Source organism: Pseudomonas rhizoryzae, from assembly GCF_005250615.1.
GTDB classification, from domain to species: Bacteria; Pseudomonadota; Gammaproteobacteria; order Pseudomonadales; family Pseudomonadaceae; genus Chryseomonas; species Chryseomonas rhizoryzae.
In genome coordinates this window covers 132630-159228 of record NZ_SULM01000006.1, presented here as the reverse complement: position 1 = coordinate 159228, position 26599 = coordinate 132630, and the positions used below count along the sequence as shown (strand labels likewise).

The following is a 26599-nucleotide window of genomic DNA, read 5'->3' as shown; positions in this document are numbered from 1 at the left end:
GATTCTCCTAGGATGCGTTCAATATTTCGAACGCCGTAGCATTCTAGACGGCTAGTCAGCAGGCACTGAACGGTGGCCATGCCAGCGTTGCCAAGCCTGACCCTATCGCAGGCGCAGGGGTGTCCATGCCCTTGCTTCCGGCCCTTTCAGCCAAGGAGACCGTAATGCAGCTCAAAGATGCTTCCCTGTTCCGCCAGCAAGCCTATGTCGACGGCGCCTGGATCGACGCCGACAGCGGCGCCACCGTCAGCGTGGACAACCCCGCCACTGGCGAGACCCTGGGCACCATTCCCAAGCTCGGCCGCGCCGAGACCAAGCGCGCCATCGACGCCGCCAACCGCGCCCTGCCAGCCTGGCGTGCCCTGACCGCCAAGGAGCGGTCGGCCAAGCTGCGCCGCTGGTACGAACTGATGATCGAGAACCAGGACGACCTGGGCCGCCTGATGACCCTGGAGCAGGGCAAGCCGCTGGCCGAAGCCAAGGGCGAGATCGCCTATGCCGCCTCCTTCATCGAGTGGTTCGCCGAGGAAGCCAAGCGCATCTATGGCGACACCATCCCCGGCCATCAGGCCGACAAGCGCATCCTGGTGATCAAGCAGCCCATCGGCGTCACTGCCGCCATCACGCCGTGGAACTTCCCCACCGCGATGATCACCCGCAAGGCCGGCCCGGCCCTGGCCGCCGGCTGCACCATGGTCATCAAGCCCGCCAGCCAGACCCCGTATTCGGCCCTGGCCCTGGCCGAGCTGGCCGAGCGCGCCGGCATTCCCAAGGGCGTGCTGAGCGTGGTGACCGGTTCTGCCACCGAGATCGGTGCCGAGCTGACCGAGAGCCCCATCGTGCGCAAGATTTCCTTCACCGGCTCCACCGAGATCGGTGCCAAGCTGATGGAGCAGAGCGCGCCGACCATCAAGAAGCTGTCGCTGGAGCTGGGTGGCAACGCGCCCTTCATCGTCTTCGACGACGCCGACCTGGACAAGGCCGTGGAAGGCGCCATCGCCTCCAAGTACCGCAACGCCGGCCAGACCTGCGTCTGCGTCAACCGCCTCTACATCCAGGACGGCGTCTACGAGGCCTTCGCCGAGAAGTTCAAGGCTGCCGTGGCCAAGCTCAAGGTCGGCAATGGTCTGGAGGAGGGCGTCACCATCGGCCCGCTGATCGACGCCAAGGCCGCCGCCAAGGTCAAGGAACACATCGACGACGCCGTGAGCCAGGGCGCCAAGGTCATCGCCGGGGGCAAGGCCCACGCCAACGGTGGCAGCTACTTCGAACCGACCATCCTCGCCGACGTGCCCAAGAGCGCCAAGGTGTCCAAGGAAGAGACCTTCGGCCCGCTGGCGCCGCTGTTCCGCTTCAAGGACGAGGCCGAGGTCATCGAGCTGGCCAATGACACCGAGTTCGGCCTGGCCTCCTACTTCTATGCCCGCGACCTGTCCCGCGTGTTCCGCGTGGCCGAGGCGCTGGAGTACGGCATGGTCGGCATCAACACCGGCCTGATCTCCAACGAGGTCGCCCCCTTCGGTGGCGTCAAGGCCTCGGGCCTGGGCCGCGAAGGCTCCAAGTACGGCATCGAGGAATACCTGGAGATCAAGTACCTCTGCCTGGGCGTCTGATCCCGACGCCGGCTGAGCTGTTGGGCTTCGCTGCGCTCAACCAACCTACCGACACCCGTAGGTTGGGTTGAGACGGCTCCACCGTCGAAGCCCAACAGGGCCAGCCCGCTTCAACGCTTTCCCCCGGCGCGGACGCCGGGCCGTTGGCAGTCGATCATCGTATGCTGCCCGGAATCCGGTCCGCGCTTTTCCCGTAGCCGGCCGCACGATGAGCGGCCATCGAGGACTGCAATGAGCCACACCAACGATTCCCTGATGCACCGCCGCAGCGCCGCCGTCGCCCGTGGCGTCGGCCAGACCCACCCGATCTTCGTCGCCCGTGCGGAGAACGCCAAGGTCTGGGACGTCGAGGGCAACGAGTTCCTGGACTTCGCCGGCGGCATCGCCGTGCTCAACACCGGCCACCTGCATCCGCGCGTGGTGGCGGCCGTGCAGGAGCAGCTGACCAAGGTCTCCCACACCTGCTTCCAGGTGCTGGCCTACGAGCCCTACGTCGAGGTCTGCGAAAAGCTCAACGAGCTGGTGCCGGGTAACTTCCCGAAGAAGACCGCGCTGTTCAACTCCGGCTCCGAAGCCGTGGAGAACGCCGTCAAGATCGCCCGCGCCGCTACCCAGCGCGCCGGCGTCATCGCCTTCTCCAGCGCCTACCACGGCCGCACCATGATGACCCTGTCGCTCACCGGCAAGGTCGCGCCCTATTCGGCCGGCATGGGGCTGATGCCCGGCGGCGTCTATCGCGCCCTCTATCCCTGCGAGCTGCACGGCATCAGCGTCGATGACGCCATCGCCAGCGTCGAGCGCATCTTCAAGAACGATGCGGCGCCCGGCGACGTGGCCGCCATCATCCTCGAGCCGGTGCAGGGCGAGGGCGGTTTCTATGCCGCGCCCAAGGACTTCATGCAGCGCCTGCGCAAGCTCTGCGATACCCACGGCATCCTGCTGATCGCCGACGAAGTCCAGTCCGGCGCCGGGCGCACCGGGACCTTCTTCGCCATGGAACAGATGGGCGTGGACGCCGACTTGGTGACCTTCGCCAAGTCCATCGCCGGTGGTTTCCCGCTGTCAGGCGTGACCGGTCGCGCCACGGTGATGGATGCCGTCGCCCCCGGCGGTCTGGGCGGTACCTATGCCGGCAGCCCCATCGCGTGCGCCGCGGCCCTGGCGGTGATCGAGACCTTCAAGGAAGAGAACCTGCTGGATCGCTCCAAGGCCGTGGGCGAACGCCTCACTGCCGGCCTGCGCGAGCTGGCTGCCAAGCATCGGCAGATCTGCGACGTCCGTGGCCTGGGCGCCATGATCGCCATGGAGCTGGGCAAGGGTGGTGACGTCGAGCAGCCCGATGCCGAGCTGACCAGCCAGATCGTGGTTCGCGCCCGCCAGAAGGGTCTGATCCTGCTCAGCTGCGGCAGCTACGGCAACGTGTTGCGCATCCTGGTACCGCTGACCGCCAGCGACGAAGAGCTCGACCGGGGCTTGGCCATTATCGGCGAATGTTTCGCCGAATTGACCTGAGTGCTTGCCGGCCGCCCTCGAAAGAGGGCGGTTCGGTTGTGACGGGCTTGGCAGAAAGCCCGAGTTTGACGCATTATCCGCCGCTTCGCTTACCTTGAGCAGGAGTGGGTTGGGATGCCGCCCCTGATACTGATCGTCGACGCCAATCCTTGGACCCGTGACCTGCTCAAGTCACTTATCCTTGCCGTGCGCGCCGATGCCTTGGTCCATGAATATGGTCACGGTTACCAGGCGCTTGCCGAACTGGATCGTCGCAAGAGATGTGCCCTGGTCATCGTCGAAAGTCCCGCCGACTGCGATGGACTCGACCTCTTACGGCGCATTCGCCAGCGTGGTGTCCAACCGCTGCAGCCGGTCATCCTGTTGTCCGACCAGGCCGATGCCGCCTATGTACGCGCCGCGCTGCGCCTGGCGCCCACTGCCTATCTGGTGAAACCCTACGCGGCCGAAGAGGTGTTGCGCCGTTTGCGCAGCCTGTTGCCGCCTGCGGGTGATGACCTCCAGGCCGGCCAGGCCGCGCTGCTGGGAACGCTGGACGACTATCTGCAACGGCTGGCGGCCGAGATCGACGCCGTGCCGTTGTTCGCCGACCTGCCGAGCATCATCCAGCGCTGCCGTGATAGCGCGAGTTGCAGCCTGGGTGAGCTGGAAACCGAGTTCGGTCAGGACCCGCTGGTCACCGCGACCCTGATCGCCGCCGCCAACAGCGCTTCCCAGCGCGTGGGGCAATCCTGCCAGACACTCAGCCAGGCCCTGCCGCGCCTGGGCGTCGGTTTTACCCTCAATCTGGTCCTGGGTCTGAGCCTCAGGCGTGCGACGCGGCTTGGCCATCCCCTGCTGGCCGAACGCGCCGAGGTTTATCTGCACTTCGCTCAGCGTGCGGCCGACTGTGCCCGGTTATTGGCGCTCCGTTATGTCCGCGAAGACGCTGAACGCTGTTACACCGGAGGCTTGCTGCATCGCCTGGGTGAGCTGGCCGTGCTGCAGGGGCTGCAACGCTGGAGCGACGGTGGCGGTATGGTCGATGAAGCGGCGGTGGAACGTGCCCTGGCGCGCTACAGCCTGGAATTTTCCACCGAACTGCAGCGGCATTGGCGCCTGCCGCTGGAGTTGCGCGAGCTGGTGGCCGCGGTGCACAGCCTGCAGGGGGTGCTGGCCAAGCCCTCGTTGATCCTGCACCTGGCTGCCCATGCCGCGAGCCTGACCGCGGACGAAGAGCTCGAGACGCTGGTCGAGCACAAGGCCGGACGCATGCTCGGCCTGGAAGCGCCGGTGTGGAAGCTGGCCGTCAGCCAGCTCAAACTGTCCTCGGCGGTCTGAAGGGCCACCGACCTTGCAAAGCAAAAAGGCCTAGCGCGTCGTATCGGGTCGATAGCCCAGCCGCAGCCCACCCCAGTGCCGACCGTTCACCATGATCGGCACCGAAAGGTCGTGCATCACCTCACCGGTATCCCTCATGTAGGTCTGCAGCAATAGCCGCCGCTGGTGGCTGCCGCAGCGCTTGCCGGTGCGATCGCCGAAGATGCGCTTGCTGCGGCTGCGCGCCGTATCCACCGCCAGATCGCCGGTGAGGGCATGGGAGAAGGCCCGGTTGTGGGTGGGCACGTAGCCCTCGGGGGTGCAGGCAATGACGAACACCAGTCCCGGATGCTGTTCCAGCAGGGGTTCCTGGATGGCCGGCAGCACGCCGTCGGTGTAGCTGTCGAAGCGCGTACGGTACTTGGGCGGCTGGCTACCGGGAACGGGCTGGTACTGGCGGTCGAACAGGGCGTCCTGGGTGATGCGTCCGGCGGCCAGATCTTCTTCGAAGCGCCGGCCAATAGCGTCCGCGCCCTGGCGGGCCAGTTCGAAGATGCGCTGGTGATAGCTGTCCAGGCCGACCTCGGCCAGGCGCTCGCTGCTGGCTTCGGCCATGTCCACCAGTTCGTCGGCGGCGTTGCTCAGGCGGCTGGTCTGGCGCTCACTGTCGGCCAGATCGCTGTGCACCTGGTCCACCGCCTGGGCCAGGCTTTCCAACTGGGCGAGGTTGGCCGAGGTCCCCTGGGCGATGTCCTCGGCCTGGCGCTCGGCGGTCTGCGCCAGGCGCGCGATTTCCTGGAGCCCTTCGCCCGTCTGTTCTACCTGGCGGACACCATCCTCCAGGGCATTGGCGAGTTGCTGGATCTGGCTGACCACCGCGCCGGTCTGCTGGCTGATGTCGGCGACGATCAACCCCACCTCACCGGTGGCTTGGGACGTCCGCGCCGCCAGGCCGCGCACCTCATCGGCCACCACGGCGAAACCGCGGCCGTGCTCGCCGGCGCGTGCCGCCTCGATAGCGGCGTTGAGTGCCAGCAGGTTGGTCTGGCTGGCGATGGCCTGGATGACCTCGGTGACCTGCTGGATCTTGTCGGTACGGGCACTGAGGCCGGCGATCAATTCCCGACTTTCGCGGGCGTGGTCGCCCAGGGCCTGGATGGCGCGGATCGCCGAACTCAGGGCCACCTGGCCGGCCTCGCTGCGCTCGTGTACCTGCTGCACCACGTCCAGGGCCTGACGCGCGCTGCTGGCACTGTCCTGTTCGGTGTGGGTGAGGGACGCGGCACTGGTGGATATCTGCGCGGCGGCACTGGCCTGGGATTGCACCTTGGCCGCCAGTTGTTGCGCCGCATAGGCGACGCCTGCGATGGCCACGGCATTGCGCGCCGTGCTGCGGGAAAGATCGCGGGTGAGTTCATCCCCGGCCTGGGCAGGTTCGGGAGGAGGGGCGTTGGGACGCATCAGCAGCCAGGGCCAGAGCGCGGCGAGCAGCGTCAGCGCCGCGCCCTCCACCATTGGCAGGGCGAATACCTGCCAGAGCAGCAGCGCGCCAGCGAGCGTTACCAAATGAAGCGACAACACGGCCAGCCAGCGCTTGGGCATGCGACCTCCTTGTTTTTGTGCTCAGGTCGACGCCGAAACCGTGATGGATTTCGACGTCGCGATCATGGAGCCAGTTTTCCAGAGGTTGCAATGGTTGTCTGATATATCGGCTACGACTTTGGTCGCAGCCGACCGAAGGTGCCGCTCAAGGCGTACGCGGCAGGAAGTGCAGCGGCGTGCCGCGTTGCAGTCCGATCAGCGCCGGATGATCCTTGACCAACTCCACCTCGATCATTTCAGCCTGCTCCGGCACCCGCAGGGTCACCCGGGTGATGGCGCCCAGCGGGCGGATATCGCGGACCTCGGCGGCGTGATAGCCGGGCCGCGCCTCGCGCTCCAGTTCCACCTCGTGGGGTCGGAACAGTACCTCCTGCTCGCCCAGCGCCAGGCGGTTGGAGTCGCCGAGGAAGTGATAGACGAAGTCGCTCGCCGGTTGCTCGTAGACCTCGCCGGGCGAACCGACCTGCTCGATCTGCCCCTTGTTCATCACCACGATGCGATCCGCCACTTCCATGGCTTCCTCCTGGTCGTGGGTGACGAACACCGAGGTCAGGTGGATCTCGTCGTGCAGCCTGGCCAGCCAGCGGCGCAGTTCCTTGCGTACCTTGGCATCCAGCGCACCGAAGGGCTCGTCGAGCAACAGGATCTTGGGTTCCACCGCCAGGGCGCGGGCCAGGGCGATACGCTGGCGTTGACCGCCGGAGAGCTGCTCCGGATAGCGGTCTGCCAGCCAGTCGAGCTGCACCATGTTCAGCAGTTCATGCACCTTGCTGGCGATCTGCGCCTCGCTCGGCCGTTCGCGGCGTGGCTTCATGCGCAGGCCGAAGGCCACGTTGTCGAACACCGTCATGTGGCGGAACAGCGCATAGTGCTGGAAGACGAAACCGACGTTGCGATCGCGCACGTCGCGGCGGGAGACGTCCTCGCCATAGAAGCCGATGTTGCCGGTGTCCGGCGATTCCAGACCGGCGATGATGCGCAGCAGGGTGGTCTTGCCGCAGCCGGACGGGCCGAGCAGGGCGACCAGCTCGCCGCTCTCGATGTGCAGGTTGATGTCCTTGAGCGCCTGGAAGGCGCCGAACCTCTTGTTGATACCCTGGATCTCGATGCTCATGGCGTTTTATTCCTCATCACGGTGCTGGAGTTCACGGCTCAGGTGGCTTTCGCTCCACTGCCGCAGCAGCAGGATCACCAGGGCCATCATCAGCAGCAGGATCGCCACGCTGAAGGCGGCGACGATGTTGTATTCGTTGTAGAGAATCTCGATGTGCAGCGGCAGGGTATTGGTCAGGCCGCGGATATGCCCGGAGACCACCGACACCGCGCCGAACTCACCCATGGCCCGTGCGGTGCACAGCACCACCCCGTAGATCAGCGCCCACTTCACGTTGGGCAGGGTCACGTGCCAGAACAGCTGCCAGCCACTGGCGCCCAGCAGGCGGGCGGCCTCTTCCTCCTGGGTGCCCTGTTCCTGCATCAGCGGGATCAGCTCGCGGGCTACATAGGGGAAGGTGACGAAGATGGTCGCCAGCACGATGCCGGGCACGGCGAAGACGATCTGCACATTGACGCTCTGCAGGTAGGGACCCAGCAGCCCCTGGGCGCCGAACAGCAGCACGTAGATGAGGCCGGCGATCACTGGCGAGACCGAGAAGGGCAGGTCGATCAGGGTGATCAGCAGGCTCTTGCCGGTGAACTCGAACTTGGTCACGCACCAGGCCGCGGCCAGGCCGAACACCAGGTTCAGCGGCACCGAGATGGCGGTGGCGAGCAGCGTCAGCTTCAGCGCCGAGATCGCATCCGGCTCGCTGATGGCGTCCCAGAAGACGCCCAGGCCCTCGGCCAGGCCCTGGGTCAGCACCATGTATAGCGGCAGCACCAGGATCAGCAGGAAAATCAGCCAGGCGCTGGCGATCAGGGCGATGGCCACCGGCGTGCGCTGCACCCGGGCCCGCGCATCGGCTTTGGTCGAACTCGTGAGGCTCATGCGTACGTCCTTAGATGTTGGGCTGGATGCGGCGCTGCAGCAGATTGATCAGCAGCAGCATGACGAAGGACACCAGCAGCATGAACACCCCGATGCCGGTGGCACCGGTGTAGTCGTACTGGTCCAGCTTGGAGACGATGAGCAGCGGCAGGATCTCGGTCTTGAAGGGGATGTTGCCGGCGATGAACACCACCGAGCCGTACTCGCCCACGCCCCGGGCGAAGGCCAGGGCGAAGCCGGTCAGCCAGGCCGGCAGCAGGGTCGGCACCAGCACGTAGCGGAACACCTGCCAGGGCCGGGCGCCCAGGCAGGTGGCGGCTTCCTCGATTTCCTTGGGGATGTCCGCCAGCACCGGCTGCAGGGTGCGTACCACGAAGGGCAGGGTGACGAAGATCAGCGCCAGGGTGATACCTATGGGGGTGTAGGCGATCTTGAAGGGAAACAGCGAACCGATCAGTCCATTGGGTGCATAGAGCGCCGTCAGGGCGATACCGGCCACCGCGGTGGGCAGGGCGAAGGGCAGATCGACCATGGCGTCGATCAGCTTGCGTCCGGGAAACTCATAGCGCACCAGCACCCAGGCCAGCAGGGTGCCCAGGATGCCGTTGATGAAGGCCGCCAGCAGGGCGGTACCAAAGGACAGCTGCAGGGCGGCCAGTACCTGGCGTCCGGTGATCAGCGACCAGAACTGCCCGAGGGTCAGTTGGCTGGCATGGAGGAACATGGCACCCAGCGGGATCAAGACGATCAGCGCCAGGTAGCTCAGGGTGAATCCCAGGGTCAACCCGAAGCCGGGTATGACCGGGGAGAGACGGCGAGACATGAGACGTCCTTCTGCAAGGCGCCCCGGCGATGCCTTCGCCAGGGCGTAGAGGGGGGAACGATACCTGTTCCGGGCCGGTCAGCGTGAGCCGTCCCGGCTAGAGCCTTACTGGTTGATCTCGGTAAAGATCTTGTCGAACACGCCGCCGTCGGCGAAGTACTTCGGCTGAGCCGACTTCCAGCCACCGAACTCCTGTTCGATGGTCACCAGCTTCACCGGCTTGAACTGGTCCTTGAATTCCGCGGCCACCTTGGGATCGCGGGGACGATAGAAGTTCTGCGCGGCGATCCGCTGCCCTTCGGGGCTATAGAGGTACTCCAGATAGGCCTTGGCCTGCTTGAGGGTGCCTTTGCGTTCGACCACCTTGTCCACCCAGGCCACCGGCGGCTCGGCGAGGATCGACAGGGACGGGGTGACGATTTCCAGCTGGTCGCCACCTTCTTCCTTGAGGGCGAGATAGGCTTCGTTCTCCCAGGCGATCAGCACATCGCCGAGCTGGCGCTGCACGAAACTGATGGTGGCGCCGCGCGCGCCGGTATCCAGCACCGGCGCGTGTCGGTACAGCTCGGTGACGAACTTGAGTGCCTCGGCATCGCTGCCGTACCGGGTCTTGGCGTAGGCCCAGGCGGCGAGGAAATTCCAGCGTGCGCCGCCGGAGGTCTTGGGATTGGGCGTGATGACTTCGACGCCCTTTTTCACCAGATCGTCCCAGTCCTTGATGTGCTTCGGATTACCCTTGCGCACCAGGAAGACGATGGTCGAGGTATAGGGCGTGCTGTTGTCCGGCAGGCGCTGCTGCCAGTTCGGATCGATCAGTTGCCCGTGCGTGTTCAAGGCGTCGATGTCACCGGACAGCGCCAGGGTCACCACGTCGGCCTGCAGGCCATCGATCACCGAGCGCGCCTGCTTGCCCGAGCCACCATGAGAGGTGTTGATGGTCAGATCCTCGCCGGTTTCCGCCTTCCAGTGCTTGATGAAGGCCGCGTTGTATTGCTGATAGAGCTCGCGGGTCGGATCGTAGGACACGTTGAGCAATTCGACGGCGTGGGCCGAACTGGCGAAGAGGGCACCGGCCAGGGCAGCCAGGGCGAAACGGCGAATGGACATGGAAGCGCTCCTTGAAGTGAGAAATCCGGACACCGTCTGGCGGGCGTCTTGCCCGCTCGTCCGCTGACCTCGTGAACTCAGTGCTTATTTGATTGGCCGGTCTGGGGCCGGAATTTTTCCTTGCGCTCGATCTGTACCACCTGGCCGTTGTGCACGGTGATCTCGATCGCGCCGAACCTGAGGCCACGCAAGGCCTGCTGAATATCGCGGAGCAGTGCGGTTTCGTCCTGGTTTTCCAGGCTGCGGAACGGAACGGAGCTCATGGGCGGGCGTCCTCGGGTGAGGGGGTGGGAGGAAAGGTGGCGCCATCATAGGAGGGCGGTTGTTATTTCTTAAAATTGCTAATAATGCTTTGTTTATTCGGTTATGGAATTAGCTGTCTGTGAAGGACATGCCGTGTAGCAAAAGGTGGGGGTGGATTTCTCCTCTACCCCGGCAATAATGCGCGAACGCCTGTTCACTGAACTTTTCGTGGCAGCCGCACTACACATCTCGCGCGAGGTCCTCTGCGTCCATGAGCTATAACGGCCTGCTCGACCTGACGGTCTGGCAATTGGTGGTGGTCACCCTGGTACTGACTCACCTGACCATCGTCAGCGTCACCGTCTACCTACATCGCTACTCCGCGCATCGGTCGCTGGAGTTGCATCCCGCCCTTAAGCACGCGTTCCGCTTCTGGCTGTGGTTGACCACCGCCATGAATACCCGCGAGTGGACCGCCATCCACCGCAAGCACCACGCCAAGTGCGAAACCGAAGACGATCCCCACAGCCCGGTGCACAAGGGGCTGAGTACCGTGATGCGCAAGGGGGCCGAGCTGTACAAGGCCGAGGCGAGCAACGCCGAGACCCTGCGCATCTATGGCAAGAACTGCCCGGACGACTGGGTCGAGCGCAATCTCTATTCCCGTCATCGCAACCTAGGCGTCGGTCTGATGCTGCTGATCGACCTGGCCCTGTTCGGCGCGCTGGGCCTGACGGTCTGGGCGGTCCAGATGATCTGGATTCCGTTCTGGGCCGCCGGGGTGGTCAATGGCCTGGGCCATGCCCTGGGCTATCGCAACTTCGAGTGCCGCGACGCCGCGACCAACCTGGTGCCCTGGGGCATCCTCATCGGCGGCGAAGAGCTGCACAATAACCACCACACCTATCCCAACTCGGCCAAGCTGTCGGTCAAGCGTTGGGAATTCGACATGGGCTGGGCCTGGATCAAGCTGTTCACCTGGCTGCGTCTGGCCAAGGTCAACCGCATCGCGCCCATCGCCCACCGCGTCGAGGGCAAGGGTCAACTGGACATGGACACCGCCATGGCCATCCTCAACAACCGCTTCCAGATCATGGCGCAGTACCGCAAGCAGGTAATCGGCCCGCTGCTGCGCCAGGAACGGGTGAGTGCCGCTCCTTCCCAGCGTCCGCTGTTCCGTCGCGCTCGTAGCCTGCTGGCACGTGAGACCAGCCTGCTCAAGACCCGGCACAAGGTACGGATCGACGAATTGCTCGAGCACAGCCAGACGCTGAAACTGATCTACGAGAAGCGCCTGGCGCTGCAGCAGATCTGGGCGCGGACCAGTGCCAACGGGCACGATATGCTGGCGGCGACCCGGCAGTGGATCGGCGAGGCCGAGGCCAGTGGCATCCACTCCCTGCGTGAGTTCGCCGAGCAGTTGAAGACCTACTCTTTGCGGCCCGCCGGTACCGCCTGAGAAGGGTTTCACAAAAGCCCACCGAGCCGGTGGGCTACCCCTAGTACGGATTGAACCTGGCTGGTCCTGACGGTCTCTAACGCCTTTAGGACCCCGCTCTAGGCGCACCTGTATATGGATGAACAACCTTCGCTGTCCGCTCTTCCCACTCCCGAAGAGAATCTTCTGGCACTTCTGCATTCGCGGGCCGAGGCCGACCGCCTGCGAGATCGCGAACAGCTCTTCAGCGCCCTCCTGGAGAGCGTCAACGCGGTGCTCTGGGCCCTGGATTGGCGCACCCGCCAGATCATCTACGTCAGCCCCGCCTACGCCCAGATCTTCGGTCGCTCCCAGTCCCTGGTACTGAGCGACTACAGTACCTGGCTCAACAACATCTACCCCGACGACCTCGAATATGCCCAGCGCACCCTGGAGCAGGTAATCGAGCAGGGCGCCGTCGAATCGCGTGAGTACCGCATCATTCGTGCCGATGGCGAGATCCGTTGGCTCAGCGACAAATGCTTCGTCAGCCAGCGCAGTGAAGCGGGCATGCCGCTGCTGGTAGTGGGCATCGCCGAAGACATCACCGACAAGAAACGCATGGAAGAAGAGTTGCAGCGGCTGGCCACCACCGATGTGCTGACCCGCAGCAGCAACCGCCGGCATTTCTTCGAAAGCGCGCAACGCGCCTTCGAGTTCGCCCAGAGCGAAGGGGAGCCGCTGGCTTTCCTGCTGCTCGATATCGATGATTTCAAGAAGATCAACGACCGCTTCGGCCACCAGATGGGCGATCAGGTGTTGCAGCGTGTTGCCGAATGTGGCGTTCAGACAACCCGTCGCGGTGACCTCTTCGGGCGCATCGGCGGCGAGGAATTCGCACTGCTGCTGCCCGGCTGCGATGCCGACCTCGCGCTACAGATCGGAAGCCGTCTACAGCGGGCGGTTCGACAGCTGGCCGTGCCTACGACCGACGGTCCACTGAAAGTAACCATCAGTCAGGGTTTAGCCGTGCTGCGGGAGGGGGATGTATCCCTGGATACCCTCTACGTACGCGCAGATGAAGCCATGTACCAGGCTAAACGTCAGGGTAAAGATCAGATCGTTCACGGCTAGACGAAATGCTTTTTTGCAATTAGCTTTCGCAACGTGGAAGACAGTGGCGGGGGGACCGTGCTCCAGATCGCGGCGTAGAAAAGTCGATCAGGCGCGGACAATTCCTCAAATTGAAACAAAAGCCCTCTAGCTTTCCCTTCCGCATCGCCCGTCGGGCATATCACCAGCAGGCGCTGACACCTCTGGTGGTTGCATAACAACGATTTACCCCTGGAGCACATATGGTCAAGAAGCCCCTGGTGGTCGCGGTATCCGCGGCCTGCCTGAACCTGTCCCTGGTTGCCGCATCCCACGCTGCCGGTTTCGTTGAAGACAGCAAAGCCACCCTGAGCCTGCGCAACTTCTATTACAACAACGACAACCGCAACGAGGCGTCCTACGCCGCTCGTAACCCCTCCAAGGTCGAGGAGTGGGGCCAGGGCTTCCTGCTGAACTATCAGTCTGGCTTCACCCAGGGCACCGTTGGTTTCGGCGTTGACGCCATCGGCATGCTGGGCATTCGTCTGGACGGCAAAGGCCATGCGGGTCGTGCCACCAACTCCACTCAGCCGGGTACCATGTTCCCGCGCGAAACTGACAACAGCTCCGTCGACGAGTTCTCCAGCCTGGGCGCTACCGCCAAGATGAAGATCTCCGAAACCGAATTCCGCTACGGTACTCTGCTGCCCAAGCTGCCGATCGCGGTTTCCAACGATGGTCGTCTGCTGCCCCAGACCTACCAAGGCGCCCAGGTCACCTCCAAGGACATCAAGGACCTGACCCTGACCGCCGGCCAATTGCAGAGCGCCAAGAACCGTAACTCCACCGATCAGGACCAGCTGTCCATCGCCGGCTCCAACAGCGGTTCCACTGCGCGTGACAGCAACAAGTTCAACTTCGTCGGCGGTGACTACAAGGTCACCAAAGACCTGACCCTGCAGTACTACTTCGGTCAGCTGGAAGACTTCTACAACCAGCACTTCCTGGGCTTGACCCACAACGTCAAGCTGGGCGACGGCACCTTCAAGACCGACCTGCGCTATTTCAATAGCAAGGGTAACGGCGACAACAAGGATGCCGACACCCAGGGCGCCCTCTATGGTGCCTCTGGCTACTATGGCGCTGGCCGTACCCGTGGCGAAGTGGATAACCGTCTCTACAGCGGCCTGTTCACCTACTCCATCTACGGTCACACCCTGGGCCTGGGCTACCAGAGCACCAATGGCAAGAGCAACTTCCCGTATCTGAACGAGGCGGGTGGAGCTTCGACCTACACCATTACCGATATCCAGATCGCCAACTTCACCCGTTCCGGCGAAGACACCTGGCAGGCTCGCTACTCCTATGACTTCGGTCAGCTGGGCGCGAAGGGCCTGACTGCTGGCGTCATCTACCAGCGTGGCGACAACATCCGTACCGCTGCCGGTGATTCCATGGAGTGGGAACGTGACCTGACCGTCAGCTACGTCATTCCGGAAGGCCAGCTGAAAGGTCTGGGCTTCACCTGGCGTAACGCGATGTACCGTACCGATCTGCCGGCCGCCAGCCAGCGTGACCAGGACGAAAACCGTCTGATCGTCAGCTACACCCTGCCGCTGCTCTAAGCCGCGTCCAGGTCAAGAAAAAGCCCGTCGCGAGACGGGCTTTTCCGTTGGCGCCGGAAAATCAGCGGCCGGTCGGCTGCTGTTGGGTGATGCAGTGGATGTTGCCACCGCCCAGCAGGATCTCGCGGCCGGGTACCTGCACCACCTCGTGCTCCGGGAAGCAGGCCTGCAGGGTGCGCAGGGCCTCGGCATCCTCGGGGACGTCGAAGGTCGGGGCGATGATGCCGCCGTTGACGATCAGGAAGTTGACGTAGGAGGCCGCCAGGCGCTCACCGGCGCGGCGTGGCTGGGTACCCAGGCAGGCATCCACGTCGCGGCACTCTTCCTCGCTGGCGAACAGCGGGCCGGGGGTGACGATCCGGTGCACCTTGAAGGCACGACCGCGGGCGTCGGTCTCGCGCTCCAGCACGGCCAGCGCTTCGCGGCAGCGGCTGTAATTCGGGTCTGCTTCATCGTCACACCAGCTCAGCAGCACCTCACCCGGCCGCACGTAGCAGCAGAAGTTGTCCACGTGGCCATTAGTCTCGTCGTTGTAGAGGCCGTGAGGCAGCCAGATGACCTTGTCCACCGCCAGGTAGTCGCTCAGGTAGCGCTCGATCTGCTGGCGATCCAGATGCGGATTGCGGTTGGGGTTGAGCAGGCATTCCTCGGTGGTGATCAGGGTGCCTTCGCCATCCACGTGGATGGAGCCGCCTTCCAGGACGAAGTCCGGCGTGCGATAGCCCGGCAGGTTCTCGATCGCCAGGATCTTGCCCGCCACCTGGTCGTCGCGCTGCCAGGGGAAGTAGAGGCCGCCGTCCAGGCCGCCCCAGGCGTTGAAGCTCCAATCCACGCCCCGTACGCCGCCCTGGCCGTCGCTGACGAAGGTGGGGCCGGTGTCGCGGCACCAGGCGTCATCGTTGCTGATCTCCACCACGCGGATGTTCGGGTGCTGCAAGCGCGCGCGGGCATTCTCGTATTGGCCCGCAGAGGCGCCGACGGTGACCGGCTCGAAGCGAGCGATGGCCTGGGCGACCGCGGTGAAGGCCGCCTGGGCAGGCTTGCCACCCAGGCGCCAGTTGTCCGGGCGCTCGGGCCAGATCATCCAGATCTGGCACTGATCGGCCCATTCGGCCGGCATATGGAAGCCGTCGGCGCGCGGCGTGGTGAGGGTGGTCATGGGCGAGGCTCTCCGTCCAGAGTCTTCGTGGGCTGAAAAGGGCAGGGCCGGCAGACGCCTCGGCTGTGAAGCACGAGGGCTGCGGCGGGTGCTGCATGGGTATTCGAGAGGCGCAGTCTATCTCCTATGGAGCTAGGAGCGTCAGGCGAGCAGGCGGCCGTATCGGGCGGAGACAACGGCCGACCGGTGCGAAACCGGTCGGCAGTCCCGCTTAGACGGTGTGCAGGTACCAGTTGTACTCGAGGTCGGAGATGGAGTGCTCGAACTCCTCCAGCTCGTGTTCCTTGCAGGCGACGAAGATGTCGATGTACTTGGGATCGATGTATTCGGCCATCACCGAGCTGTCGTCCAGGTAGCGCAGGGCATCGCGCAGGTTGTTCGGCAGGCTCTGCTCGTGCTGCTCGTAGGAGTTGCCCTCGGTGACCGGGCCGGGCTCGATCTGCCGCGTGATGCCGTGGTGGACGCCGGCGAGGACGCCAGCCAGCAGCAGGTAGGGATTGGCGTCGGCGCCTGCTACCCGGTGCTCGATGCGGTGCGCTTCCGGTGTACCGGTAGGCACGCGCAGGGCGGTGGTGCGGTTGTCCAGGCCCCAACTCGGGGCATTGGGCACGAAGAACTGCGAGCCGAAGCGGCGATAGCTGTTCACGTTGGGGCAGAGGAAGGCCATGCAGGCCGGTAGGGTCTCGAGCACACCGCCGATGGCGTGACGCAACGCGGCGTTCTGCTCGGGATCCTCGCCGGCAAAGATGTTATGGCCATCCTTGTCCAGCAGGGAAATGTGCACGTGCAAGCCATTGCCTGCCTGGCCCGGGTAGGGCTTGGCCATGAAGGTGGTGTCCATCTCATGGTCGTAGGCGACGTTCTTGATCAGGCGCTTGAGCAGCACGGCGTAGTCGCAGGCCTTGATCGGATCGGCAACGTGGTTGAGGTTGACCTCGAACTGGGCCGGCGCGGATTCGGCGACGATGGCGTCGGCCGGAATACCCTGGGCGCGGGCGCCGTCGATGATGTCCTGCAGGCAGTCGGCGTATTCGTCCAGATCGTCCATGGAATAGACCTGGACCGACTGGGGCCGCTTGCCGGAGATGGGCGAGCGCGGCGGCTGCGGGCGGCCGTTGATGTTCTCCTGATCGATCAGATAGAACTCCAGCTCGAAGGCGGCGCAGACGGTGAGACCGAGTTCGTCGAAGCGTTGGACGACCTGGCGGAGGACCTCACGGGGGTCGGCGAAGAAGGGCTCGCCTTCCATCTCGTGCATGGTCATCAGCAGTTGCGCGGTGGGGCGCTTCTGCCAGGGCTCCATGGAGAGGGTGCCGGTGATGGGGAAGCAGACGCGGTCGGCGTCGCCGATGTCGAGCCCGAGGCCGGTGCTTTCGACGGTGGAGCCGGTGATATCGAGGGCGAAGAGCGAAGCGGGGAGGTTGATTCCTTTCTCGAAGACTTTGGGCAGATTGTTGCGCTCGATGCGTTTACCACGCACCACGCCATTCATATCCGCAATCAGAAGATCGACGAACTGGACCTCAGGATGTTCCCTGAGGAAGTCGGTCGCTTCATCCAAACGAACGGCACGCGGGGGTACCGACATGATGAAACACCTTTGCTTTTGGCTGCGCTCGACAAAACGGTTAGCGCCTGACGCGCCTGTTTGCCCAGTGGGCCAACCGCAGTGAGGGCACGAGTGCCCGCTGTCGATCCGACAGCGACCTGAGAGTACGGTCTCGCCTGCGCTCCGACGCTTTGCCAGCGCCCCTGTTAAAAATATCAATCAGCGGAGTTACCACACTGGAGTCAATCCGAAAGGCAGGCCAAAGTCAACTGGAGGCAGGTGTGCCCGCGGGTGGTGCGGAGGTGCCTATTTTTGGCGCATTTTCCGGCTTGGAATAGGGGGCATTTGGGCGGGTCTGTGCAGAATCTCGAAAGTTTTTGCCGGTGGTTGTGAAAAAAAACGAACAAGACTAGGCTCGGATGATCCCCGATCACCCCCGGTGTCCCATGCCTGCGCTGCCGCTCATCGGTGTTACAGCCTGTACCAAGCAACTCGGTCTGCATCCCTTTCACATCGCTGGCGACAAGTATTTGCGGGCCGTGGTGGAGGGGGCCGAGGGCATGCCCCTGGTGATTCCCGCCCTGGCCGAGCTGATTGCCACCGAGGCCCTGGTCGAACGGCTCGACGGCTTGCTGTTCACCGGGTCGCCGTCCAATGTCGAGCCCCACCACTACCAAGGGACTCCCAGCGAGCCCGGTACCCTGCACGATGCCGCCCGCGATGCCGTGACCCTGCCGCTGCTGCGGGCAGCGGTGGCCGCAGGGGTTCCGGTACTGGGCATCTGCCGGGGTTTCCAAGAGATGAACGTGGCCTTCGGCGGTAGCCTGCACCAGAAGGTGCACGAAGCCGGACCCTTCATGGATCACCGCGAGCGTGGCGAGACGCTGGAAGAGCATTACGGCCTGCACCATCAAGTCGAGGTCCAGCCTGGCGGGGTGTTCGAGGCGCTGGCGCTGCCGGCACGCTTCGAGGTGAATTCCATCCACGGCCAGGGTATCGACCGCCTCGCGCCTGGCCTGCGTGCCGAGGCGCTCGCCCCCGACGGCCTGATCGAAGCCGTTTCGGTCAAGGATGCCCGTACCTTCGCCTGCGGCGTGCAGTGGCACCCGGAATGGCAGGTGCGCAGCCATCCCGTGTACCTTGCCTTGTTCAAGGCGTTCGGCACCGCTTGCCAGGAGCGTGCGGCCGCTCGTTGATGCTGTCTATCCCGCTCGAACCTTCGAGGTCTTTATGAGCACCCCGCTTGACCGGCTGACCGCCTGGTTGAAAGAACGCAAGATCACCGAAGTGGAATGCCTGGTCGCCGACCTGACCGGTATCGCCCGCGGCAAGATTTCCCCCACCGCCAAGTTCCTCAACGAAAAGGGGATGCGCCTGCCGGAGAGCGTGCTCCTGCAGAGCGTGACCGGCGACTATGTCGATGACGACATCTACTACGAGTTGCTCGACCCGGCCGACATCGACATGCACTGCCGGCCGGACGACCGGGCGGTGTTCCTGGTGCCCTGGGCGCTGGAGCCCACCGCTCTGGTGATCCATGACACCTATGACAAGCGCGGCATCCCTATCGAGCTGTCGCCGCGCAATCTGCTCAAGAAGGTGCTCAAGCTCTATGCCGAGCGCGGCTGGCAGCCCATCGTCGCGCCGGAGATGGAGTTCTACCTGACCAAGCGCAGCGACGACCCCGACTATCCCTTGCAACCGCCGGTGGGTCGCTCCGGTCGCCAGGAGACCGGGCGCCAGTCCTTCTCCATCGATGCCGCCAACGAGTTCGACCCGCTGTTCGAAGACATGTACGACTGGTGCGAGGCCCAGGAGCTGGATCTGGATACCCTGATCCACGAGGAAGGCACCGCCCAGATGGAGATCAACTTCCGCCATGGCGATCCGCTGCACCTGGCCGATCAGATCTTCGTCTTCAAGCGCACCCTGCGCGAGGCGGCGCTCAAGCACAACGTGACCGCCACCTTCATGGCCAAGCCCATGACCGGCGAGCCGGGCAGCGCCATGCACCTGCACCAGAGCGTGGTGGACCTCAAGACCGGCAAGACGGTGTTCTCCAATCCCGACGGCAGCATGAGCGAGCTGTTCCTGCACCACATCGGCGGCTTGCAGAAGTACATCCCCGAGGCGTTGCCGCTGTTCGCACCCAACGTCAATTCCTTCCGCCGCTTCCTGCCCGACACCTCGGCGCCGGTGAATGTGGAGTGGGGCGAGGAGAACCGTACCGTCGGCCTGCGGGTGCCGGAATCCGATCCGCAGAATCGCCGTGTGGAGAACCGCCTGGCCGGCGCCGACGCCAACCCCTATCTGGCTCTCGCGGCCAGCCTGCTGTGTGGCTACCTGGGCATGGCGGAGGGCGTGGAGCCGAGCGCGCCGGTGCAGGGGCGTGGTTACGAGCGGCGCAACTTGCGCCTGCCGCTGACCCTGGAAGCGGCCCTGGAGCGCATGGAGCAGTCGGCGACCCTGGAACGCTATCTGGGCAATCGCTTCACCCGCGGCTACGTCGCGGTGAAGCGCGCCGAACACGAGAATTACAAGCGCGTGATCAGTTCGTGGGAGCGGGAATTCCTGCTGCTCAGCGTCTGAGCGCGATCCGAGGAGAGGCTTCGTGACTACCTTTACCACCGCCCATTGGCAGGATCTGAGTCGCCGGCATCTGCTGGCGCCCTTCACCGACTACCGCCAGCTCAATGAAAAGGGCGCGCGTATCATCACCAAGGCCTCCGGAGTACACCTCTGGGACAGTGACGGCCAGCGTATTCTCGACGGCATGGCCGGGCTGTGGTGCGTCAACGTGGGCTACGGTCGTGAGGAACTGGTGGAGGCCGCCAGCCGACAGATGCGCGAACTGCCCTACTACAACCTGTTCTTCCAGACCGCCCACCCGCCGGCGCTGGAACTGGCCGAGGCCATCGCCGAACTGGCACCGGAAGGCATGAACCACGTCTTCTTCACCGGCTCGGGCTCGGAAGCCAACGACACCGTACTGCGCCTGGTGCGCCATTATTGGGCGATCAAGGGCCAGCCGGAGAAGCGGGTGGTCATTGGCCGCTGGAACGGCTACCACGGCTCGACCATGGCGGGTGCCAGCCTGGGCGGCATGGCGGCGATGCACGAGCAGGGTGGCCTGCTCCCCGACATCGTGCACATCCCGCAGCCCTACTGGTTCGGCGAAGGCGGCGAGATGAGCCCGGAGGAGTTCGGTATCTGGGCGGCCAATCAGTTGGAGCAAAAGATCCTCGAAGTCGGTGAAGAACGGGTCGCCGCCTTCATCGCCGAGCCGATTCAGGGCGCCGGTGGGGTGGTCATTCCGCCGGAGAGCTACTGGCCGCGGGTGCGCCAGATCCTCGCCAAGTACGACATCCTCTTCATCGCCGACGAGGTCATCTGCGGCTTTGGCCGGACCGGCGAGTGGTTCGGCAGCCAGTACTACGGCAATGCCCCGGACCTCATGCCCATCGCCAAGGGCCTCACGTCCGGCTACGTGCCCATGGGCGGCGTGGTGGTGCGCGACGAGGTGGTCAAGGTGCTGGACGAAGGTGGCGAGTTCTATCACGGCTTCACCTATTCCGGGCATCCGGTGGCTGCGGCCGTGGCGCTGGAGAACATTCGCATCCTGCGTGACGAAGGCATCGTCGACCGGGTCCGCAGTAGCACGGCACCCTATTTGCAGAAACGCTGGGCCGAGCTGGCGGATCACCCCCTGGTGGGAGAGACCCGTGGCGTCGGCATGCTCGCCGCGCTGGAGCTGGTACGCGACAAGCAGACGCGGACTCGCTACGAGGGCGGGGCCGGCATGCTCTGCCGCGAGCACTGCTTCCGCAACGGTCTGGTGATGCGGGCGGTGGGCGATACCATGATCATTGCACCACCCTTGGTCATCACCCACGAGTCCATCGACGAGCTGGTCACCCTGGCTCGCCGGAGTCTCGATCAGACCCATGCGGTGCTGCGCGAACGTGGCTGATGGCCTGCAAGGCTTGAGCCGAGCGGCGGACCTTGCCAGACTGCGCGCGGGCGCTGGCCGCGCACCGAAACAAAAGACCATACGCTGACTCAAGGAGCACCACCGCATGAAAGTTTTCGGCAAGACTCTGCTGGCCCTAAGCCTGGCCGGCCTGTTCGTTGGCCAGGCACTGGCGGCTGATCCCAAGGTTCTGCACGTCTACAACTGGAACGACTACATCGCTCCCGACACCATCGCCAACTTCGAGAAGGAGTCGGGGATCAAGGTGGTATACGACGTCTACGACAGCAACGAGACCCTGGAAGCCAAGCTGCTGGCCGGTCACTCCGGCTATGACGTGGTGGTGCCGTCCAACTCCTTCCTGGCCAAGCAGATCAAGGCCGGCGTCTACCAGCCGCTGGACAAGTCCAAGCTGTCCAACTACGGCAACCTGGACCCGCAGCTGATGAAGACCCTGGAAGTCAGCGACCCGGGCAACAAGTACGCCATTCCCTACCTGTGGGGCACCATCGGCATCGGCTACAACCCGGCCAAGGTCAAGGCCGCGCTGGGCGACAACGCCCCGGTGGATTCCTGGGACCTGATCTTCAAGCCCGAGAACCTGTCCAAGCTCAAGGGCTGTGGTGTCGCCATGCTGGATTCGCCCACCGAGATCATCCCGGCCGGCCTGCACTACCTTGGCTACAAGCCGGATAGCCAGGATCCCAAGGAGATCAAGGCCGCCGAGGCGCTGTTCCTCAAGATCCGTCCATACGTCACCTATTTCCACAGCTCCAAGTACATCTCGGATCTGGCCAACGGCAACATCTGCGTGGCCGTCGGCTACTCCGGCGACATCGCCCAGGCCAAGGCTCGCGCGGCCGACGCCAAGAACGGCGTGACCGTGGCCTACAACATTCCCAAGGAAGGCGCCGGTACCTTCTTCGACACCATGGCCATTCCGAAGGATGCCGAGAACCCTGAGGGCGCGCTCAAGTTCCTCAACTACATCATGGAGCCCAAGGTGATCGCCGCGATCACCGACTACGTGCAGTATCCCAACGGCAACAAGGCGGCGACCCCGCTGGTGGCCGAAGAGATCCGCACCAATCCGGGCATCTACCCGACCCCGGAAACCATGGGCAAGCTGTACGCCTTCCCGGACCTTCCGGCCAAGACCCAGCGTCTGATGACTCGTACCTGGACCACCATCAAGTCCGGCAAGTGATGTCTGCCGCCGCGTGCGGATGACAGGACGGCACGCCGGAGACCTCTCTGGCGTGCCGTCCGTCTGTATGGACCGCTGAAAAAGGCGTCAGCCCCGATGCCATCAAGTGAAGGAGCCGCCCGTGCTTTCGTTGCGTAAAACCCTGCTGGCCGTGACCACCCTGACCGTCATGGGCACCGCCGTCGCCGAGCCGACGGTGCGCGTCTACAACTGGAGCGACTACATCGGCGAGACCACCCTGGAGGACTTCCAGAAGGCCACCGGCATCGCGCCGGTTTACGATGTCTTCGATTCCAACGAAACCCTCGAAGGCAAGCTGCTGGCCGGCCATACCGGATACGACGTGGTGGTGCCTTCCAGTAACTTCCTGGCCAAGCAGATCAAGGCGGGCGCCTTCCAGAAACTCGACAAGAGCCAGTTGCCGAACTGGCAGAATCTCGACCCGGCGCTGCTCAAGCAGCTGGAAAAGAGCGATCCGGGCAACCAGTACGGCGTGCCCTACCTGTGGGGTACCAACGGGATCGGGTACAATGTCGCCAAGGTCAAGGCCGCGCTGGGCACCGACAAGCTCGATTCCTGGGCCATCCTGTTCGAACCCGAGAACCTCAAGAAGCTGAGCAAGTGCGGCGTCTCCTTCATGGATTCGCCCGACGAGGTCTATCCGGCGGTACTGCAATACCTGGGGCTCGACCCCAACAGCACCAATCCTGACGACTACAAGAAGGCCGAGGCACAGCTGCTCAAGGTGCGGCCGTACATCACCTACTTCCATTCTTCCAAGTACATCTCGGACCTGGCCAACGGCAACATCTGCGTGGCCTTCGGTTATTCCGGCGATGTCTTCCAGGCGCGTTCGCGTGCCGCGGAAGCGAAGAAGGGCGTCAAGATCGGCTACGCGATTCCCAAAGAGGGCGCGAACCTCTGGTTCGACCTCCTGGCCATCCCCAAGGATGCGCAGAACGTGAAGGAGGCCCATGCCTTCATCAACTATCTGCTGCAGCCCGAGGTGATCGCCAAGGTCAGTGATTACGTCGGCTACGCCAACCCCAATCCCAAGGCGGGCGAGCTGATGAATGCCGAGTTGCGGCAGGACCAAACGGTCTATCCCCCGCAGGCGGTGATGGACAAGCTGTACGTCATGAAGGAACTGCCCCCGCAGATCCTGCGCCTGGAGACCCGTAGCTGGACGCGGGTCAAATCCGGCAAATAACCAACGCTAAGCGGACCGGCCCGGCCGGTCCCCGATTTTCCTGGGGAGATGTACATGGCGACTGCCACCAGTGCCTTCAAGAAAGCCGCCACCGGCGACAAGAAAGCCAAGGAAGTCCTGGTCAAGATCGACCGGGTCACCAAGAAATTCGACGAAACCGTCGCGGTCGACGACGTCTCCCTGACCATCAACAAGGGCGAGATCTTCGCCTTGCTCGGCGGCTCCGGCTCGGGCAAGTCGACCCTGCTGCGCATGCTGGCCGGCTTCGAGCGACCCAGCGAGGGCCGCATCTTCCTCGATGGCGTGGACATCACCGACATGCCGCCCTACGAGCGGCCGATCAACATGATGTTCCAGTCCTATGCGCTGTTCCCGCACATGAGTGTGGAGCAGAACATCGCCTTCGGCCTCAAGCAGGACAAGCTGCCCAAGGCCGAGATCGACGCCCGGGTGGCCGAGATGCTCAAGCTGGTGCACATGACCCAGTACGCCAAGCGCAAGCCGCACCAGCTCTCCGGTGGCCAGCGCCAGCGGGTGGCCCTGGCACGTTCCCTGGCCAAGCGGCCCAAACTGCTCTTGCTCGACGAACCCATGGGCGCCCTGGACAAGAAGCTGCGCTCGCAGATGCAGCTGGAACTGGTGGAGATCATCGAGCGCGTGGGCGTGACCTGCGTGATGGTGACCCACGACCAGGAAGAGGCCATGACCATGGCCGAGCGCATCGCCATCATGCACCTGGGCTGGATCGCCCAGGTGGGCAGCCCCATGGACATCTACGAGACCCCGGCGAGCCGGCTGGTCTGCGAGTTCATCGGCAGCGTCAACCTCTTCGACGGCGAGCTGGTCGACGACGGCGCCGACCATGCCATCATCCAGAGTCCGCAGCTGGAGCGACCGATCTACATCGGCCACGGCATCAGCACCCGGGCCCAGGAAAAGCAGATCACCTTCGCGCTACGGCCGGAGAAGCTGCTGATGGGCACCAGCCTGCCGGCGGATCATGAACACCCTGACTACAACTGGTGCAGCGGCACCGTGCACGATATCGCCTACCTGGGCGGTCACTCGGTGTATTACGTCAAGCTCGCTACCGGTCCGATCGTCCAGTGTTTCATTGCCAACGCCGAGCGCCTCGGCAAGCGACCCACCTGGGATGATTCCGTAGTGGTGTACTGGGAAGACGACAGCGGCGTGGTACTGCAAGCATGACCAAACCTCCCTTGCTCAAGCGCCTGCTCGATGGCCGCCGCCTGACCATCGGCGTGCCCTTCGTCTGGCTTTTCCTGTTCTTCCTGCTGCCGTTCCTGATCGTGCTCAAGATCAGTTTTTCGCTGGCAGACGTGGCCATTCCGCCCTATACCGAGTTGTTCAGCTACGCCGACCAACAGTTGGACATTGCGCTCAACTTCGGCAACTACCTGATGTTCACCGGCGATCCGCTGTATCTGGACGCCTATCTCGGCTCTTTGAAGATCGCCGGTATAAGCACCCTGATCTGCCTGCTGATCGGCTATCCCATGGCCTATGCCATCGCCCGGGCCAGTCGCGAGAAGCAGACAGTGTTGCTGCTGCTGATCATGATGCCGACCTGGACGGCGATCCTGATCCGCGTCTATGCCTGGATGGGGCTGCTTTCCACCAACGGCCTGATCAATAGCTTCCTGATGAGCCTGGGCGTCATCAGCAGCCCGCTGCAGATGCTCAACACCAACTTCGCGGTGTACCTGGGCATCGTCTATTCCTACCTGCCGTTCATGATCCTGCCGCTGTTCGCCAACCTGGTGAAGCACGACCTGACCCTGCTGGAAGCCGCGGCGGACCTGGGCGCCAGCCGCTTCACCAGCTTCTGGAAGATCACCGTGCCGCTGTCGAAGAACGGCATCATCGCCGGCTGCATGCTGGTGTTCATCCCGGCGGTGGGCGAGTTCGTCATTCCCGAGCTGCTCGGGGGCCCGGAAACCCTGATGATCGGCCGGGTGCTCTGGCAGGAATTCTTCAACAATCGCGACTGGCCGGTGGCGTCCGCCCTGGCGGTGTTGATGCTGCTGATCCTCATCGTGCCCATCGTGCTGTTCAACAGAAACCAAGCCAAGGAACTGGAGGGCAAGCTATGAGAGGCCTCAAGTTCACCAACCTGATGCTGGTGCTCGGGCTGCTGTTCATCTACTTGCCGATGGTCATCCTGGTCATCTACTCCTTCAACGAATCGCGCCTGGTGACCGTCTGGGGCGGCTGGTCGGTGAAGTGGTACGTCGGCCTGGTGGACAACAGCCAGCTGATGGGCGCCGTGTTCCGCTCCCTGGAAATCGCCTTCTATACGGCCATTTCCTCGGTGATCCTGGGTACCCTGGCGGCTTTCGTGCTGACCCGTATTCCGCGCTTTCGCGGTCGCACCCTGTTCGGCGGCATGGTGACGGCGCCGCTGGTGATGCCCGAGGTGATCACCGGTCTGTCGCTGCTGCTGCTGTTCGTCTCCATGGCGCAACTGATCGGCTGGCCGCAGGATCGTGGCGTGGCCACCATCTGGATCGCCCACACCAGCTTCTGCTCGTCCTACGTGGCGGTGGTGGTGTCGGCGCGCCTGCGCGAGCTGGACCTGTCCATCGAGGAAGCGGCCATGGACCTGGGCGCGCGGCCGTGGAAGGTGTTCTTGCTGATCACCATTCCCATGATCGCCCCCTCGCTGGCGGCGGGCGGCATGATGTCCTTCGCCCTGTCGCTGGACGACCTGGTGTTGGCGAGCTTCGTCTCCGGTCCCGGCTCGACCACCTTGCCGATGGAAGTGTTCTCTGCCGTACGCCTGGGCGTGAAGCCGGAGATCAACGCCATCGCCAGCCTCATCCTGCTGGCGGTCTCGCTGTTCACCTTCTTCGCCTGGTACTTCACCCGCCGTGCCGAGAAGAAGCGGCTGCAGGGCCTGCAGGAAGCCATGGACGCCACGGCCTCCGAGATCACCCAGCGCGAACGCGAAACGGCGACCCTCACGGCGCCGCCGGCTAACAGCTGAGTGGCCTTTCAACCCCTCTCCCTCTGGGAGAGGGCTAGGGTGAGGGCCGTCGCGGGTACGCACCGAACGGCAGATTCGAAACAGCAGTCCTCGCTGCCCGCCAGCCAGCAGCGGGGTGGCTTTTCATCCCCTCTCCCTCTGGGAGAGGACTAGGGTGAGGGCCGTCGCAGGTACGCA

The 26599-nt window shown here is 64.0% G+C and carries 22 protein-coding genes; 14 read left to right on the top strand and 8 right to left on the bottom strand.

Annotated elements, in window-relative coordinates:
* Positions 1–164 precede the first annotated feature (164 nt).
* From gabD to FAZ11_RS11350, 3 genes are all read left to right on the top strand, one after another.
* Positions 165–1613, top strand: coding sequence for an NADP-dependent succinate-semialdehyde dehydrogenase (gabD, locus tag FAZ11_RS11360; protein WP_058764870.1), 1449 nt, complete (start codon positions 165–167; stop codon positions 1611–1613).
* 231 nt (positions 1614–1844) lie between these two features.
* Positions 1845–3125 (top strand): 4-aminobutyrate--2-oxoglutarate transaminase, encoded by a 1281-nt coding sequence (gene gabT, locus FAZ11_RS11355; protein WP_058764872.1) that lies wholly within the window; start codon positions 1845–1847, stop codon positions 3123–3125.
* Between the two features lie 114 nt (positions 3126–3239).
* Complete coding sequence (locus FAZ11_RS11350; RefSeq protein ID WP_058772391.1) at positions 3240–4445, top strand: HDOD domain-containing protein; 1206 nt, start codon at positions 3240–3242, stop codon at positions 4443–4445.
* A gap of 30 nt (positions 4446–4475) precedes the next feature.
* On the opposite strand, the gene FAZ11_RS11345 is transcribed toward FAZ11_RS11350, so the two are convergent.
* The 6 genes from FAZ11_RS11345 to oscA form a co-directional block, all read right to left on the bottom strand.
* The gene (locus FAZ11_RS11345; protein WP_240043556.1) at positions 4476–5885 is read right to left on the bottom strand and encodes a methyl-accepting chemotaxis protein; all 1410 of its coding nucleotides are present in this window, start codon (positions 5883–5885) and stop codon (positions 4476–4478) included.
* Between the two features lie 286 nt (positions 5886–6171).
* Entirely contained in the window at positions 6172–7140 is a 969-nt protein-coding gene (locus FAZ11_RS11340; RefSeq protein WP_058772393.1) for a sulfate/molybdate ABC transporter ATP-binding protein, read from the bottom strand.
* A gap of 6 nt (positions 7141–7146) precedes the next feature.
* Complete coding sequence (gene cysW / locus FAZ11_RS11335) at positions 7147–8013, bottom strand: sulfate ABC transporter permease subunit CysW (RefSeq protein WP_058764880.1); 867 nt, start codon at positions 8011–8013, stop codon at positions 7147–7149.
* A 10-nt stretch (positions 8014–8023) separates the two neighbouring features.
* A complete protein-coding gene (cysT, locus tag FAZ11_RS11330; protein ID WP_058764882.1) occupies positions 8024–8836 on the bottom strand; it encodes a sulfate ABC transporter permease subunit CysT in 813 nt (270 codons plus the stop codon).
* A gap of 105 nt (positions 8837–8941) precedes the next feature.
* A complete protein-coding gene (locus FAZ11_RS11325) occupies positions 8942–9943 on the bottom strand; it encodes a sulfate ABC transporter substrate-binding protein (protein ID WP_058772394.1) in 1002 nt (333 codons plus the stop codon).
* A 77-nt stretch (positions 9944–10020) separates the two neighbouring features.
* Entirely contained in the window at positions 10021–10206 is a 186-nt protein-coding gene (oscA, locus tag FAZ11_RS11320) for a sulfur starvation response protein OscA (RefSeq protein WP_058772395.1), read from the bottom strand.
* A 251-nt stretch (positions 10207–10457) separates the two neighbouring features.
* On the opposite strand from oscA, the gene desA reads away from it, so the two are divergent.
* The 3 genes from desA (at position 10458) to FAZ11_RS11305 (ending at position 14320) form a co-directional block, all read left to right on the top strand.
* A complete protein-coding gene (desA, locus tag FAZ11_RS11315; RefSeq protein ID WP_058772396.1) occupies positions 10458–11645 on the top strand; it encodes a delta-9 fatty acid desaturase DesA in 1188 nt (395 codons plus the stop codon).
* A gap of 114 nt (positions 11646–11759) precedes the next feature.
* Positions 11760–12737, top strand: a complete 978-nt coding sequence (locus tag FAZ11_RS11310; RefSeq protein WP_058764891.1) for a GGDEF domain-containing protein — start codon at positions 11760–11762, stop codon at positions 12735–12737.
* 221 nt (positions 12738–12958) lie between these two features.
* Entirely contained in the window at positions 12959–14320 is a 1362-nt protein-coding gene (locus FAZ11_RS11305) for an OprD family porin (RefSeq protein ID WP_058772397.1), read from the top strand.
* A gap of 61 nt (positions 14321–14381) precedes the next feature.
* On the opposite strand, the gene aguA is transcribed toward FAZ11_RS11305, so the two are convergent.
* Entirely contained in the window at positions 14382–15479 is a 1098-nt protein-coding gene (gene aguA / locus FAZ11_RS11300) for an agmatine deiminase (RefSeq protein ID WP_058772398.1), read from the bottom strand.
* Between the two features lie 211 nt (positions 15480–15690).
* Positions 15691–17067 carry a glutamine synthetase family protein gene (locus FAZ11_RS11295; RefSeq protein ID WP_058764897.1) on the bottom strand — a complete coding sequence of 459 codons (1377 nt, stop codon included), beginning with the start codon at positions 17065–17067 and terminating at the stop codon, positions 15691–15693.
* Positions 17068–17474: 407 nt separating this feature from the next.
* Between FAZ11_RS11295 and FAZ11_RS11290 the strand changes: the two genes are divergently transcribed.
* The 8 genes from FAZ11_RS11290 (at position 17475) to FAZ11_RS11255 (ending at position 26422) form a co-directional block, all read left to right on the top strand.
* Positions 17475–18224, top strand: a complete 750-nt coding sequence (locus tag FAZ11_RS11290; protein WP_058772399.1) for a gamma-glutamyl-gamma-aminobutyrate hydrolase family protein — start codon at positions 17475–17477, stop codon at positions 18222–18224.
* A 34-nt stretch (positions 18225–18258) separates the two neighbouring features.
* Entirely contained in the window at positions 18259–19617 is a 1359-nt protein-coding gene (locus FAZ11_RS11285; RefSeq protein WP_058764903.1) for a glutamine synthetase family protein, read from the top strand.
* Between the two features lie 22 nt (positions 19618–19639).
* Positions 19640–20998 (top strand): aspartate aminotransferase family protein, encoded by a 1359-nt coding sequence (locus FAZ11_RS11280; protein WP_058772400.1) that lies wholly within the window; start codon positions 19640–19642, stop codon positions 20996–20998.
* Positions 20999–21104: 106 nt separating this feature from the next.
* Complete coding sequence (locus tag FAZ11_RS11275; protein WP_058764907.1) at positions 21105–22205, top strand: polyamine ABC transporter substrate-binding protein; 1101 nt, start codon at positions 21105–21107, stop codon at positions 22203–22205.
* 169 nt (positions 22206–22374) lie between these two features.
* Positions 22375–23415 carry a polyamine ABC transporter substrate-binding protein gene (locus FAZ11_RS11270; RefSeq protein WP_193557137.1) on the top strand — a complete coding sequence of 347 codons (1041 nt, stop codon included), beginning with the start codon at positions 22375–22377 and terminating at the stop codon, positions 23413–23415.
* Between the two features lie 54 nt (positions 23416–23469).
* Positions 23470–24624, top strand: coding sequence for a polyamine ABC transporter ATP-binding protein (gene potA, locus FAZ11_RS11265; RefSeq protein ID WP_058772401.1), 1155 nt, complete (start codon positions 23470–23472; stop codon positions 24622–24624).
* A complete protein-coding gene (locus FAZ11_RS11260) occupies positions 24621–25529 on the top strand; it encodes an ABC transporter permease subunit (protein ID WP_058764913.1) in 909 nt (302 codons plus the stop codon). The genes potA and FAZ11_RS11260 overlap by 4 nt, the downstream gene beginning before the upstream one ends.
* Positions 25526–26422 carry an ABC transporter permease subunit gene (locus tag FAZ11_RS11255; RefSeq protein ID WP_058764915.1) on the top strand — a complete coding sequence of 299 codons (897 nt, stop codon included), beginning with the start codon at positions 25526–25528 and terminating at the stop codon, positions 26420–26422. The genes FAZ11_RS11260 and FAZ11_RS11255 overlap by 4 nt, the downstream gene beginning before the upstream one ends.
* Positions 26423–26599: the final 177 nt, after the last annotated feature.